The organism is Paenibacillus favisporus (assembly GCF_040545415.1).
In the GTDB taxonomy this organism is placed as follows: Bacteria; Bacillota; Bacilli; order Paenibacillales; family Paenibacillaceae; genus Paenibacillus_AQ; species Paenibacillus_AQ favisporus.
On sequence record NZ_JBEPLV010000003.1, the window covers coordinates 655,356 to 669,021 of the forward strand.

13 protein-coding genes are annotated in these 13,666 nt (G+C 51.8%); 10 read left to right on the forward strand and 3 right to left on the reverse strand.

Annotated elements, in window-relative coordinates:
* The first annotated feature begins 21 nt into the window (after nucleotides 1–21).
* The 4 genes from ABID47_RS16175 to ABID47_RS16190 all read left to right on the forward strand — a co-directional run bounded on the left by ABID47_RS16175 (nucleotide 22) and on the right by ABID47_RS16190 (nucleotide 5,227).
* Complete coding sequence (locus ABID47_RS16175; RefSeq protein WP_354498148.1) at nucleotides 22–981, forward strand: AraC family transcriptional regulator; 960 nt, start codon at nucleotides 22–24, stop codon at nucleotides 979–981.
* Nucleotides 982–1,193: 212 nt separating this feature from the next.
* Entirely contained in the window at nucleotides 1,194–2,108 is a 915-nt protein-coding gene (locus ABID47_RS16180; RefSeq protein WP_354498150.1) for an SDR family oxidoreductase, read from the forward strand.
* Between the two features lie 151 nt (nucleotides 2,109–2,259).
* A complete protein-coding gene (locus tag ABID47_RS16185) occupies nucleotides 2,260–3,240 on the forward strand; it encodes an aldo/keto reductase (protein ID WP_354498152.1) in 981 nt (326 codons plus the stop codon).
* 178 nt (nucleotides 3,241–3,418) lie between these two features.
* The gene (locus tag ABID47_RS16190; RefSeq protein WP_354498154.1) at nucleotides 3,419–5,227 is read left to right on the forward strand and encodes an LTA synthase family protein; all 1,809 of its coding nucleotides are present in this window, start codon (nucleotides 3,419–3,421) and stop codon (nucleotides 5,225–5,227) included.
* 77 nt (nucleotides 5,228–5,304) lie between these two features.
* Here the strand turns inward: ABID47_RS16190 and ABID47_RS16195 are convergent, their stop codons facing one another.
* The 3 genes from ABID47_RS16195 to ABID47_RS16205 are packed head-to-tail and all read right to left on the reverse strand — an operon-like array spanning nucleotide 5,305 to nucleotide 8,774.
* Nucleotides 5,305–7,236: an ABC transporter permease gene (locus tag ABID47_RS16195; protein WP_354498156.1), complete on the reverse strand. Its 1,932-nt coding sequence runs from the start codon at nucleotides 7,234–7,236 to the stop codon at nucleotides 5,305–5,307.
* A complete protein-coding gene (locus tag ABID47_RS16200; RefSeq protein ID WP_354498158.1) occupies nucleotides 7,223–7,990 on the reverse strand; it encodes an ABC transporter ATP-binding protein in 768 nt (255 codons plus the stop codon). Before ABID47_RS16200 ends, ABID47_RS16195 begins: the two co-directional genes overlap by 14 nt.
* Before the next feature lie 40 nt (nucleotides 7,991–8,030).
* On the reverse strand, nucleotides 8,031–8,774 hold the full coding sequence (locus ABID47_RS16205; protein WP_354498160.1) for a hypothetical protein: 744 nt from the start codon (nucleotides 8,772–8,774) through the stop codon (nucleotides 8,031–8,033).
* Between the two features lie 198 nt (nucleotides 8,775–8,972).
* Between ABID47_RS16205 and ABID47_RS16210 the strand changes: the two genes are divergently transcribed.
* The 6 genes from ABID47_RS16210 to ABID47_RS16235 all read left to right on the forward strand — a co-directional run bounded on the left by ABID47_RS16210 (nucleotide 8,973) and on the right by ABID47_RS16235 (nucleotide 13,603).
* Nucleotides 8,973–9,644, forward strand: coding sequence for a response regulator transcription factor (locus tag ABID47_RS16210; protein ID WP_354498788.1), 672 nt, complete (start codon nucleotides 8,973–8,975; stop codon nucleotides 9,642–9,644).
* Nucleotides 9,641–10,657, forward strand: coding sequence for a sensor histidine kinase (locus ABID47_RS16215; protein WP_354498162.1), 1,017 nt, complete (start codon nucleotides 9,641–9,643; stop codon nucleotides 10,655–10,657). Before ABID47_RS16210 ends, ABID47_RS16215 begins: the two co-directional genes overlap by 4 nt.
* 76 nt (nucleotides 10,658–10,733) lie before the next feature.
* The gene (locus tag ABID47_RS16220) at nucleotides 10,734–11,153 is read left to right on the forward strand and encodes a MarR family winged helix-turn-helix transcriptional regulator (protein ID WP_354498164.1); all 420 of its coding nucleotides are present in this window, start codon (nucleotides 10,734–10,736) and stop codon (nucleotides 11,151–11,153) included.
* 91 nt (nucleotides 11,154–11,244) lie between these two features.
* Nucleotides 11,245–12,078, forward strand: a complete 834-nt coding sequence (locus ABID47_RS16225; RefSeq protein WP_354498166.1) for an alpha/beta fold hydrolase — start codon at nucleotides 11,245–11,247, stop codon at nucleotides 12,076–12,078.
* 247 nt (nucleotides 12,079–12,325) lie between these two features.
* Entirely contained in the window at nucleotides 12,326–12,931 is a 606-nt protein-coding gene (locus ABID47_RS16230; protein WP_105444076.1) for a DUF2087 domain-containing protein, read from the forward strand.
* 12 nt (nucleotides 12,932–12,943) lie between these two features.
* The gene (locus ABID47_RS16235; RefSeq protein ID WP_354498169.1) at nucleotides 12,944–13,603 is read left to right on the forward strand and encodes a spermidine synthase; all 660 of its coding nucleotides are present in this window, start codon (nucleotides 12,944–12,946) and stop codon (nucleotides 13,601–13,603) included.
* Nucleotides 13,604–13,666: the final 63 nt, after the last annotated feature.

A 13,666-nucleotide genomic window follows, 5' to 3' on the forward strand; every position in this document is an offset into this window, starting at 1 on the left:
TACGAGGAGTTGTTAAAAACGGTGCAGCTAACGAATGAACATGCGGTTCCATCGGCGTATCCTGACGCTAGGGGGACGCTTGAAGCCGAAACAGCCCGGCTGATACAGCTGATCTACCTGTATGCTCCGCATGACGGTGCCTTTGATCAGCGCATCCCTGGTTTGTTCATCGGCCGCTATTCACGAGTAGATATGGACAACGTTAAAACCTTTTACTCGCCTTCTTTGGGAATCGTTGTGCAAGGAGCCAAGGACATCACGGTCGGGAAGGAGGTTCATCGGATCGGCCAATCGGATATGTTTGTGACTCCCGCGGCCCTGCCGGTTGCTGTTCAGACCACACAAGCCAGTCATTCCGAACCGCTGCTCGGTGTCAGACTGGATCTGGATCCGCAAAGAATCGCCGAGTTGGTCCTGAAAGTGTATCCCAAGGGACTGCCTCCAATTCATGAACGGAGTGCATGCTACGTCACTCACGCCGACTTAGGCATTGTAAGGACGATGTCGAGACTGATAGAGTATCTATTTCACCCCGGTGATGCCGAATTGTTGGCTCCACTCGCAGTGGATGAGATTTTAATACGGCTTCTGCGCAGCCCCGTCGGCGTTCATGTTGCCGAAATGGGTTTTGCTGACTCGGAAATGCAGCCTGTGGTGAAGGCCATTGCTTGGCTCCGTGACAACTTTTCTCAGCAAATAAAGGTTGAAAACTTAGCGGAATTGGAGCATATGAGTGTGTCTACTTTTTATAAGCATTTTAAGTCAGTCACGTCGATGAGCCCGCTGCAATACCAAAAAGCGCTGCGCCTTCAAGAAGCCCGGCATCTGATGTTATCTCGCCAAATGGACGCAACCACAGCATGCCGGCTTGTAGGGTATGTAAGCGACTCCCAGTTCAGCCGGGATTACAGCGCTTATTTTGGACGCCCGCCAAGAAGGGACGTTTCCAGATTGCTTCAAAGAGAACTAATCATGGACTGATCGAATGGTGTTGTGTGGGTGAGGCAGGGGTTCGATCAGATTAGGGAAGCATATCAGAATATCAGGCAAAGAGTGGCGAGGATCAGGCAAAGATCGGGGTGAGCTGTGGAGTATGCTAAGTTTAGCGTTGAATCGGCGGCAAGGGGATAAGAGATTACCGCCGCAAGAGATGCAGCAGCTAAACTACTCTACAGCTTTAGGAGGACTTTACTATGCGTGTTTTTGTTACAGGAGCAACAGGCTTTATCGGTGCCGCTGTCGTCCGCGAACTCGTGGGTGCCGGACATCATGTGGTGGGGCTTGCCCGCTCAGACAAATCGGCTGAAGCATTGGCCGCCGCCGGGGTTGAGGTGCATCGGGGCAACCTCCATGATCTCGACAGCCTTAAAGCTGGCGCGGAGGCATCGGAAGGTGTCATTCACACCGCTTTTAACACGGATTTTAACAACTTTGACGAAACCACGAACTTTATAGACACCGCCGAAGCGGACCGGCGAGCGATCGAGACGTTGGGCGAAGCGCTCGCGGGAACGAATCGGCCCCTCGTTGTCACATCCGGTACCGCCCTTCTTAGACCGGGCCATCTCGCAATGGAAGAGGACCTAATGGATTCACAGTCGTTCGCAGCGCTTCGGATCCCATCCGAAGAGACGGCATTGTCATTCGCCCAACGAGGTGTGCGTGTATCGGTGGTGCGGCCCCCGTTGTCCGTACACGGCAAAGGGGATCATGGCTTCATCCCGGCACTCATACACCTAGCCAAGACCAAAGGCGTCTCGGCATACTTAGGCAATGGTTCTAATCGCTGGTCCGCTGTGCACCTTCTCGATCTCGCGCACCTGTTCCGGTTGGCCTTGGAAAAGGCTCCTGCCGGCGCACGGCTGCACGGTGTCGGCGAAGAAGCGATCCCGTTTAAAGATATCGCTAATGTTATTGGCCAACACCTTGAAGTGACGGTGTCAGCCATTTCCCCCGAGAAGGCTGATGAACATTTCGGTTTTCTTGCGGCCATGGTAAAGATGGACAACCCGGCCTCAAGCACCTGGACCCAAGAGCAGTTGGGCTGGTCTCCCGTGCAGCCCGGGTTGATTGCTGACATCGATCAGAACTACTTTACAAACTCATAATAATTCGGACCTACCGGCCCAGGCGGTCGACAAACCCTTGTCGGTAATTCATCTAAATTGGTTCTTCCAAAATCGCATGTATTGGCTCTGATCATAAGCCATTTCCCTTATTATAATGAAGCCATACACAAGCGAAAGGGAGGAAATGTTGATGAACAGAACCTTGGGATCATCCGGTATTCCTGTAAGTCCGCTTGGGCTCGGGTGCTGGGCGATTGGCGGAAACTTTACGCTCGGCGGCCTGCCTGACGGATGGGGCGAAGTGGACGATACGGAATCGGAGGCGGCCATTCATACGGCGCTGGATATGGGAGTAACCTTCTTTGATACGGCCGACGCTTATGGAACCGGACATAGTGAAGAAGTGCTGGGGCGCGCGGTCAAGGGGCGCCGCCATCAAGTGGTGATCGCCACCAAATTCGGATTTTTGCAGGACGCCGCGAACAGGGAAGTACATTTGCGTTACGACGTCTCGCCCTCCTATGTCCGCTTTGCCTGCGAGCGTTCGCTCCGGCGGCTGGGGACCGATTACATCGATTTGCTGCAAATTCATCCGGGTTCATTGACCCGCGAAGAGATGGAGTCCGTGATCGATCCGCTGGAACGTCTGCGCGGGGAGGGGCTTATCCGGGCATACGGGTGGAGCACGGGGGATGCGGAGAACGCCGAATTTTTCGCCAGCCGGTCGCATGCAGCTGCCATTCAGCATGAGCAAAATGTTCTCCATGACAACCGTGACGTCGTGGCCGTTTGCGAGCGGTTGGGTCTTGCGAGTATTAACAACACGCCGCTGGCGATGGGGCTTTTGAGCGGCAAATTCCGGCCGGAGACAAGCCTGCCGAATACGGATGTCAGAGGCAGCGGGCATGACTGGGTGAGATACTTTAAAGACGGCAGCCCCCTTCCCGAGTTCATTGAGAAGCTTGACGCCATCAAAGAAATTTTGACGAGCGGCGAGCGGACGCTGGTGCAGGGAGCTCTTGCCTGGTTGTGGGCGAGAAGCGATGCCGCGATCCCGATTCCGGGCTTTAAAACGAGACGGCAGGTGGAGGAACTGGCAGGAGCTGTATCCCTTGGCCCATTATCGGCTAAACAAATGCAAGAAATCGATGCGATTGTGAACAGCTTCTAGCAAAGTTCGCAAGTCGATATAGGTATGATCCGACCCTCACGGTATTTCCGTGGGGGTTTGTCAATTCACAAAATTGTAATGTCAGTATAAAGAGAATGTTAAATTTTCGTATGATTTTAATGTTTTTTTAAGATAATTGGCGTATACTGTTCGCTTGAGAACAGATGGGAGTGATACCGTGCGCCAATTATTTGTGCCGTCCAGGCGGGTGGGGATAACCCTTTTCTCCTTGCTGCTCGGCGGTTTTATTTTGAACTTCTTCATGCAGGCGGCTTCGCTCGGAATGAATATCGGAAGCGTGCTGAACTGGATTTCCCAATATTACTGGCTGTATTTGTCCGGCAGTTTGTTTTTCTTTTTCGTACTGCTGGTCTGTGCCATGATCATTCCGAATGTCTATACGGGGGCGTTGATCGCTTTTCTCGTATGCGTGGTCCTCGGGATCGCCAATTATGAGAAGCTGTCCACAACGGGCGAGCCTCTATTCCCATGGGATTTGATGCAGATCAAGAATGCCCAGGAAATGACGAAAATTACGAAGGGCATGATTTCGCCGACAGCAGTCATCGTATCGGTGCTGCTCGTTGCGGCGTTGATCTATCTGATGCTGAAGCTGCCAAAGGTTAAGGTCCGTCTTCCGCTGCGGATTACGCTTGGCATTATCTCGTTGGTGGCAGTCGGCGGATTTATACAAATGGTCGGAGGCCAGCATGCGCTGGCCACATCGCTGAAGTATCAGAACATTCCGTGGAACCAGAAGGTCAACTACGCCCAGAACGGGTTCGTGTACGCCTTCGCCGGCAACCTGATGCAGAACCTGATCGAAAAACCGGAGGGTTACAGCAAAGAAGCGATCGAAGCCATCGCGCAAAAATACGGAACATCTACCGGTACGCCGCCAACCAAAGCGGTAGAGCAGCCGAATATTATGTATATGATGGACGAGGCTTTTTTTGATCCGACCCGGATGCCGTCCTATACGTTCAGCGAGGATCCGCTGAAGTTCATTCACCAGAACGCCCAATCGACGCCGGATGGTTTTCTGCTGTCCCCTGAGTTCGGTGGCAACACGGCCAACGTGGAATTCGAGGCGTTGACCGGCCTGTCGATGTATTTTTTGAAGGACGGGTCGATTCCGTACCAGCAGCGAATTGTCAAAATGTCCTCACTGCCTTCCATCGTCAGCATTTTGAAGGACCGGGGATACGAGGCGCTGGCGCTGCATCCGTTCGATGACACGTTCTACAACCGCAATCGGGTGTATCCGATTCTCGGCTTCGACCAATTCACGAGCGAGAAGGACCTGCCGAACGCCAAGCGGTATACGCCGAATGGCTACATTTCCGACATGGCCGCCGTGCAGGAAGCCGTCCGTGAGCTGAAGTCGGCGAGCAAGCCGACGTTCCTGCACCTGGTGACGATGCAGAACCATTTTCCGTTTACCAAAGGGCTGAACGGTTCGAACACGATTACGGTTTCCGGCGTCAAACCGGAATACAAAGACGAGCTGGAAACGTACACACATGATACTAAGCTGACGGATGAGGCGGTAGCTTACTTGAGCCAACAGCTGAAGACGATTCAGCGGCCGACGATCGTCGCGTTCTGGGGCGATCACCTGCCGGCATTGTCCTCCGGGGTGTATGCGCAGGCCGGATTTAACGACAACCCGCGCCTGAAGCATGAGACGAAGCTGATCTACTTGGCTAACTTTGATATCGGCAGCAAATCTCCGGGCACGATGAGTCCCGCTTTTATCGGGCCGACCGTGTTCGAGCTGTCCGGCCAGAGCATGCCGGCGTATTACAAGCTGCTGGAGAAAGTGAAGTCCGAAATTCCCGGCTTGAACAAAAGCGTGTTAATCGGCAAGGATAACGCCGTGATCTCTGCCTTGACGCCGGAGCAGCAGAAGCTTCTGAACGATTACAAGCTTGTGGTTTATGATATGCTGGAGGGAGAGCAGTACGGCAAGGATTTGCTGTACTAGGGATTGCGTGCTGCCCTCACCGTTTGAAGAAGGGGATGTCCCGTGGTTATACACCACGGGCATCCCCTTTGCTATATTTATAGCTGTGCCGATACGGTCCGATAATAGGTTTTGACCGTAAACGCATAATAGGCGAGATAGATCAGAAGATAAGCCCCGCCGGAGAGTAGGATCGGAACGGCGAACAGGCCGCTGATCAGGTTAATGCCGGCAAGTGCCTTTAGCATCATGATGCTGTGGACCAGTCCGACAATCAGCGGGAGTCCAAACACGAACAGCACCTGCTTGGCGACCGACCGGCGGATATCTTTACGGCTTACGCCGATTTTTCGCAAAATGCCATAGCTTCCTTTGCTGGCTTCCGCTTCGGTCAACTGATTAAAGTAGATGATGCTCCCGGTGGCTGCCAGAAAGACCAGCCCGAGAAATCCGAGCGTAAAAACGTTGATGCCGGCGTTCTCCACATTCTGGCGGTACTGCTGATAGAATGTTGCCATTCCGCTTCCGTCTCCAGAAAGCTTGATGAGCGCCGTTGCGGTTTCCTTGGTCGTTTCCTGGCCCCTGACTTTAAAGGCCTTGTAGGTGCTGGCTTCGAGGCTCTTGCTCAACTGGCTGAACAGGCTGTCGCTCATGACGACGCACAGATCCGGATAGCCCCAAGGAAGGATGCGTCCTTCAGCAACCCCAGTCACCTCTAAGCTCTCCTGTTCATTCCCCGTGGTGACGGATATTCGATTCCCTTGTACTTCATCAGCCGATAGGTTCGTGTACAATGGGCGAACGAGGACAACATCCCGACCTGAGGGCTGAAGACGTTCTTTATAGCTCAATGTCGAAGCGGCCTGATTATACGTTGATGCAGATATCAGCTTTACGGGAACCTCATTTGGCTCGTAATTTCCCGGATGATAGGCAAACCGGGTCAGATCGGCGTCGGTCTCAATCACAGGAAGGTCGATTTCAGCGATAACCGGATGCTTGGCATCCGAGAGAATGAGTTGTCTGGCCGCGGCATCAAGCCCGTTTTCCGAAGCGGCATAGGTATAGCTGAACGGCATTTCCTGTTCGGCGCTCTGCTTCTGGGTATAAAAAAAGCTGTAGCCTACGCTTACCGCGCACAAGGTCAGGGAACTGAGGAGCGCGATCGTTGTCAGCATGACCGTATTGCTGCGGATGCGGTAGAGCAGCTGGGAAGTCCCGATCATGTTGATGCCGCGGTAATACCTTTTTTTATGATGTGATGACAGCTGTAAGAGCGCAATGACAAGGGAGCGGAACAACAGATAGGTGCCTGCGCCTAGTCCTATAAAAATGATGGAGAAGTTGACAAGGATACCTTGGGTCGTACTTATAGGTTTAAAAGCAGCCCAGTAACCCAGAGCAATGAGGATGACGGACAGCCCTGCAGCGAGCCGAGAAATTCGGGGGGCATGCTCGCCTTTTCGCTCGGCTTGGAATAGCTCCACAAGCTTGAACTTATAGATCAGCCTGTAGCCCTGCATGGAAGTGATCAAAATCAGGATCGCAAATACCAATGTAACTTGACCAATGGCCTCAATGTGAATTTCAAACCCGGCTCGGACCGGGTTATCCAGCAGCTTCAGCAAAATCATCGTGAACAGCTTCGATAAAAGGGTGCCGAGAAAGACGCCCAAGATCAAGGCAACCAGACTCATGATCAGGTTTTCATAGAACAGCATCCGGGCGATCGTTTGTCTTCGCATACCGAGCAGAGCATATAAACCAACCTCCTTCTTTCTTTTTCGGGTAAAGAAGGCATTCGAGCCCCATACGAATATGGCTGTGAATAAGATCAGGATGACGGATGCCTGGGACAGAACGGCCCGGAGGCTTTCGGAGGACTGAAGTCCTTCAGCGAGTGTCTGGCTATATTGAAGCGACACGAAAATATAGTAAATCATGACACTGAAAATCATGGACAGCAGGTAGATTAAATAGTTTTTGGCGTTCCCCTGAATATTTTTCTTCGCTACGTCAAACAGCGTCAATGGCTCCGCCTCCCAGTACGGCCAGTACATCCAGCACTTTTTTGAACATGTCCCTTCGCGACTGGCTTCCCTTGACCAATTCGGTGAACAGGCTTCCATCCTTGATGAAAATCACCCGATTGCAGTAGCTGGCGGCATAGGCGTCATGGGTAACCATCAGAACTGTAGTTCCTTCCTGTTCGTTCAGTTCCTTCAAGCTCTCCAGAAAGTCGGTCGCCGATTTGGAATCGAGCGCCCCGGTAGGCTCGTCGGCCAGCAGCAGCGCGGGTTTCGTCACGATCGCCCGGGAAGCGGCTGTGCGCTGCTTCTGCCCACCCGATATCTGGTACGGATACTTGTCCAGAATCGACTGGATCCCGAACCGGACCGCAACCTCGCTTGCCCGCTGCTCCAGCTGCCCGACATTCATTTTGGCAATGGCCAGCGGAAGCACGATATTTTCCTTAACTGTCAACGTGTCGAGCAGGTTGTAATCCTGAAAAACGAAGCCCAGCCGGTCTCGGCGAAACGAAGACAACTGCTCTTCGTTCATGTTCAGGATGTTTTGTCCGTCGATCACCACCTCGCCCGAGGTCGGGGAATCGATGGTGGCCAAAATATTAAGCAGCGTCGTCTTTCCTGAGCCTGACGGTCCCATAACAGCCACGCTTTCGCCTTCCATGACGGTTAGGTCAATGTGTTGCAGGGCGGATATGACGCTGTCTCCCGAGCCGTATACTTTGGAGATTTGTTTGCCTTCGATGACGACATTCATTGATTGTGTCCTCCTTAATGGGGGTCTGTATTAGACTTCATTAACCCATGCGACCAAACAAAGTGAACAGGGAAATCCCGGCGCAAACGATTAGCGTCCAAGTTCCTATTTTCAACCATCCGGGAAAAGGGGTGCTGCGCAGTATGGTCCACCCGAATGGAATAAAAGCGACGGCAAGCCCTCCGGCTGCCGCGATGGACCATGGCGTCGTTCCTTTCAAAACGCCGAGCGGGAGTGCGCTGGCCAGTGCCAGTGCTGCGGATTGGACCAAGCCGAGCGTTCCGGAACGGTAAGAGCCGATGGCCAGCACGATCCATCCTAAGATGATAGCCAGATTAAAAGTGCTGTAGATGTGGAAGGCACCGTACGCATCTCCGACCGTGTTCACCGCCTGACCAACGCCGCCCGTTTTCACCAGCTGAAAAGCCAGATGGTCGACACCTGCATGGAAGGTGCGGGCAAACAGGCCTGAAATGACGAATAATTCGACCCAAAGCGCGAAGCGCGGTTTCGAAACGCCGATCAACTGGACCAGCAGCAGGACGGCCGGCCAGAGCATGATAATCCCGGCCCCAAACAGGCTGTACGAAGCCGTCATCTGCAGTGGATGCTCGTCATAAGCGGCCAACTGGTCGGGAAAGAAAAAGTGATACGGTGAGCGGAGCAGGATGCCCGCCAGAAGCAGTATGGGCGAAACGATCAAAGCGATTCCCCCGGCCCACGGTCCGGGAAATCTCTGCTTCGCCACTGTTGAGGTCAGCGCTATTTTACCATGTCCTTGCATAAAATCTCTCCTTGTTCTTTGCTGTTACCAAGCCCGGTAGTGTTCATTATAGAGGAGTCAAAATGCATCAAAGCTTACGGTATTAGGAAGAACCTAACGATTTTGTCACATTGGGCGGAAAAGCTGGAGGCAGGGGAGGATGTCGTTTACAATAAGGATACGATATAAGTGCGTGAGCAAAGGATGAACCGGATGAACATGAAAATTTTGGTCGTGGAAGACGAACCCGTAATCCGGGAAATGATCGGGGACTCGCTTGCGAAATGGGGATTCGAACCGATCCTGGTCAACGATTTCGAACAAGTGATGTCTTTGTTCAGTGAACAGGCCCCTGGACTGGTCATTCTGGATATCAACCTTCCAAAGTTCGACGGTTACTATTGGTGCAGCCGGATCAGGGAGGTATCCAAGGTACCAATCCTCTTTTTATCCTCGCGGACAACGCCGATGGACATGGTGATGGCAATGAATATGGGCGGGGACGATTTTATACAGAAGCCTTTTCATATGGACGTGCTGATGGCCAAGATCAACGCAATGCTGCGAAGAGTGTACTCCTACCTTGATGTACAAACCCATGTTATCGAGCATCAAGGCGTACTGCTGAACCTGAACGACGGGGATGTGTCCGTCGGAGAGCACCGGGCAGAGCTGACCAAAACCGAATTTATCATCCTGAACATGCTGATGCGGCATGCAGGCACGATCGTCGGACGAACGAAGATGATGCGGAGCTTGTGGGCGGACGAAAGTTTTATTGACGATAATACGCTTACCGTGAATATTGTCAGGATCCGGAAGAAGCTGGCTGACCTCGGGAAGAAGGATTATATTGTGACCAAGAAGGGGCAAGGGTATCTGATACCATGAAATTTGTGGACTATGTAAAGGTCAAAAGCTGGTTTATCGCGTTCTACATCCTGCTGATGACCGTTGTTACGCTGTTTATGTATATGGATTCGGACGGCTCTTCCGGAATAGGAAACATGGTATATTTGAATATTATCTGTTTTGCCGGTGCCGTGCTGTACCTGGTGATCGGATATTACTACAGAAGGCCTTATTATCAGATGCTTCAACAAATGAAGATCAGCAAAATGGAGGAAGTAACAGCCCTCCTTCCCGAACCACAGCACCCGCAGCAAGCTATCGTTAATGAATGGGTCGGGCAGCTTCAACGCCTGCACTCTGCCCAGCTCCAGCAGCAGCTTCGTGAGAAGAAGGATCATCAGGACTTTATCATGTCATGGATTCATGAAGTAAAGCTGCCGATTACCGCGTCCAGGCTCCTGTTGGAGAACGGTATGACTCACAATGCGGAAGCTGTCATGGACAAGCTGGAGGACGAGATCGACAAAATCGATCATTATGTGGAGCAGGCGCTCTATTATTCACGGATCGACTCGTTCAACCGGGATTACTTGATTACCGAAACCGCGCTGGAGTCCCTGATTAAAGCAAGCGTCAAGAAATACGCCAAGCTGTTCATAAACAAGCGAATCCAGTTTCAGATGGCCGGCAAGCGGCTTATCGTTCATACCGACGGCAAATGGCTGGGTTATATGATCGACCAGATCGTGTCCAACGCGCTCAAATATACCGGCGAGAACGGCCGCATCCTGTTCCGTTGTGAGGAAGATGCCGCCGAGAAGCGGCTGGTTATTGAAGACACGGGGATTGGTATCAAGGCGGAGGATCTGCCTCGTGTTTTTGATAGAGGCTTTACGGGCGGAACGGGCAGAACCGAAGCCAAATCCACAGGTATGGGGCTCTATTTGGCCCATCAGATGGCCCTGAAGCTCAGCCACCGCCTGACGGTTGATTCTGCCGAAGGCGAGTCGACTGCGTTTACGCTGCATTTTCATAAATTTAAGCAGGAATAGCTGACATATATAGCCGGTTATTCATAAGTTTTCTCGTAGAGCTTAAATATAATTTGGGAAACAGGATGGGATTAAGATGAAAAAAAACGCAGCCACCATGTTCAGCAAAATCCGCAACGCCATTAACACCATGATCGTGTCCGAGCTGGAACAGCGCGGCATCGAGGGCATCGTCTCCTCACACGGGGATATTTTGTGGGCGCTGTATATCCAGGACATGCAGCCCATAACCGTCCTTAGCGAAAAAATCGACCGGACGCAGCCGACGGTCACTGTGCTCGTAAACAAACTGGAGAAGCTAGGATATGTCCGCAAAGTGAAGAGCAAGGAAGATAGCCGCATGACGCTGGTTTCGCTGACGCCGAAAGGAAAAGAATTGGAGCCGGTGTTCCAGGAAGTGTCCGCCCGTCTCAACGAGACCATATACGGCGGACTTTCCGACAAGGAGCAGATTCAGCTTGAATCCTTGTTAGAGCAAATATTCAAGAGGTTCTAATGCTTCATTCACAAATACATAGACATCTATATAATATTTCGGTACACTGTAATACATAGATATCTATGTAAATAGCGAGGAGGCATTCTTTATGAAATGCGAGCTGAAACATACGACGATTCACTACGAGATTCACGGCAACGGTAAACCGGTTTTGCTGCTGCATGGGTTTTCCTGTGACCATCACCTTATGACAGGATGTATGGAACCGGTGTTCAAGAGCCAATCCGGCTGGAAAAGGGTCTATCCGGATTTGCCGGGAATGGGGGACAGCACCGTTACGGACGGTATCCAGAGTACGGATGATATGCTGGAGGCGCTCGATGAGTTTGTTGGAGAAATTTTGGGGGATGAACCTTTTATTTTGGCTGGAGAATCTTACGGCGGCTATTTGTCCAGAGGACTGCTCAAGAAGCGTCAGCATCAAATCGAGGGTCTGCTCCTGATTTGTCCGACGGCCGGACAGGCGAAGCACGACGCGCCGGCATTTCAGCTCATTGCCCGGGATGAAGAATTTATGTCGCAGTTGAACCATCCGGACACCGGTGAATTTAGCGGAATGCATACGGTGCAGGACGAGTACAATTGGAATCGGTTTGAACGGGAAATTGTGACCGGACTCAAAAAAGCCAATCGGCCGTTTCTGGAGCGTTTACGCCAGCGTTATGATTTCTCGCCTGAAATGGAGCAGCTGGACACCCCTTATGTGAAGCCCGTGCTTATTCTGGCCGGCCGGCAGGATCATATCGTCGGTTATCGGAATCAGTGGGCGTTTGCGAATGAGTATCCGCGGGCAAGCTTCGTCATGCTTGATCGGGCCGGCCATAATCTGCAGATCGAACAAAGCAGGTTGTTCCACGTCCTGGTGGAAGAATGGCTTGATCGGGTAACCGAAGAGCAGGAAGCCAAGCATAGAAGAGTATAGCCAGAATGCGTTCAATCTAGATTTTATTCACACACAGCATATTTTCACAATGACCAGACTCCCGTTATGGGGTCTTTTTTTTCAGGAAGGTACCTATTCCGGCAAAAGTTTGATCTTTATAAATAACCGTTGCAAGCTTTAGGGACAGTGGGGCTTCCCCAGCGCTTTTCTTGACGGAAACGAAAATATTGATTATCCTTATATTTAATAAACATTAAATTTAATATGCATATAAAGGGTGGTTTTTCTGCAGCTCGATAAACTGGTCAATTATTATAAGGCTTTAGCCGACCGGAACCGGATTCGGATTCTGGTACTCCTGTCTCAAGAAGAAATCAACGGAATGACTCTTGCGGAGAAGCTTGGTGTTACCCCTGCGACGATCACGCATCATATCGCCAAATTAAAGGAAGTCGGGGTTGTCATGGAGCGCCGGGAAAAGAACGTGTCGTACTACCGGATTTCGCAGGACATGATCGAGCGTACGGAAGGCCAGCTGCTGAAGCTGATCCGCAATTATGAGCCCCAGGAGGATCAGCCCGGGACGCAGTTGTCCGCTAAGAACGAGAAGCTTCGGGACACTGTGCTCAAAAGCTTCATCATGGATGACGGCCGGCTGAAGAACATCCCGGCACAGCTCAAGAAAAAGCTGATTGTGCTTGAGTTTATGGTGCGAAACCTGGATATGGGACGAAAATACACGGAGAAGGAAATCAACGAGTTCATTAAAACGTTTCACCCCGATTTTGCCACGATCCGCAGGGAATTCATTATGCATCACTACCTGTATCGTGAAAAAGAAATCTATGAGTTGAACCCGGTGGAAATGTGGGAAAAATGGGAGTATCTCTAGGGAGGCGGTTACGTGCTAGTAGACCCATTGGAAGTTTTGGAACGCTGCGATACCCCGCGCGGTGAAATTCAGCTGCAGCGCCGGGGCGGTGAATACGAATTGATCAGCAACGGCACGTTTCTCATGGCCACCTATAACGGCGAGTCGGAAAAAAGGCTTGTCCGTTCGGCCATCGAGGCCTGTGCCAAAGACGGCATGACCCTGCTCATCGGAGGCTTGGGCGTCGGCTATTCTTTGGGAGAGGCCGTGCATCATCCGCAAACCAGTCAAGTCACTGTCGTGGAAATCGAAGACCAGGTCATCGCCTGGAATCGGACCTATTTGGCGCCATTTTCCGGAAACGCGCTGTCCCACCCAAAGACGAGGGTCATATGCGCCGACCTGCTGAAATGGATATCCGAGACGGACGAGACGTTCGATGCGCTATGTTTCGACATCGATAACGGGCCGGACTGGACGGTGTTTCAAGACAACGAAAGCCTGTATTCTCCGGAAGGTTTGGAGGCGCTTACCCGCCTGCTGAATCCCGAAGGCGTCATGTCATTCTGGAGTGCTTCGGCGTCTCCGGCATTTAAGGCGCTCCTCGAGTGCCGTTTTGCCGGAGTGGAAGAAATCCGCATTGAGCAGCCGCAGAACGTCGAGCCGGATGTGGTGTACATAGCCAAAACTTAAACTAGTAATCGTGCAGCGCTTTATGGAAAAAAAGGTTGAACCTGTGCCTGCGGTATGGTAAAT

Coding starts and splice junctions, on each gene's coding strand:
- ABID47_RS16215 (WP_354498162.1), top strand. CDS start 9,641: ATGAAATTTGTGGACTATGTAAAGGTCAAAAGCTGGTTTATCGCGTTC.
- ABID47_RS16225 (WP_354498166.1), top strand. CDS start 11,245: ATGAAATGCGAGCTGAAACATACGACGATTCACTACGAGATTCACGGC.
- ABID47_RS16205 (WP_354498160.1), bottom strand. CDS start 8,774: ATGCAAGGACATGGTAAAATAGCGCTGACCTCAACAGTGGCGAAGCAG.
- ABID47_RS16200 (WP_354498158.1), bottom strand. CDS start 7,990: ATGAATGTCGTCATCGAAGGCAAACAAATCTCCAAAGTATACGGCTCG.
- ABID47_RS16185 (WP_354498152.1), top strand. CDS start 2,260: ATGAACAGAACCTTGGGATCATCCGGTATTCCTGTAAGTCCGCTTGGG.
- ABID47_RS16220 (WP_354498164.1), top strand. CDS start 10,734: ATGAAAAAAAACGCAGCCACCATGTTCAGCAAAATCCGCAACGCCATT.
- ABID47_RS16180 (WP_354498150.1), top strand. CDS start 1,194: ATGCGTGTTTTTGTTACAGGAGCAACAGGCTTTATCGGTGCCGCTGTC.
- ABID47_RS16210 (WP_354498788.1), top strand. CDS start 8,973: ATGAAAATTTTGGTCGTGGAAGACGAACCCGTAATCCGGGAAATGATC.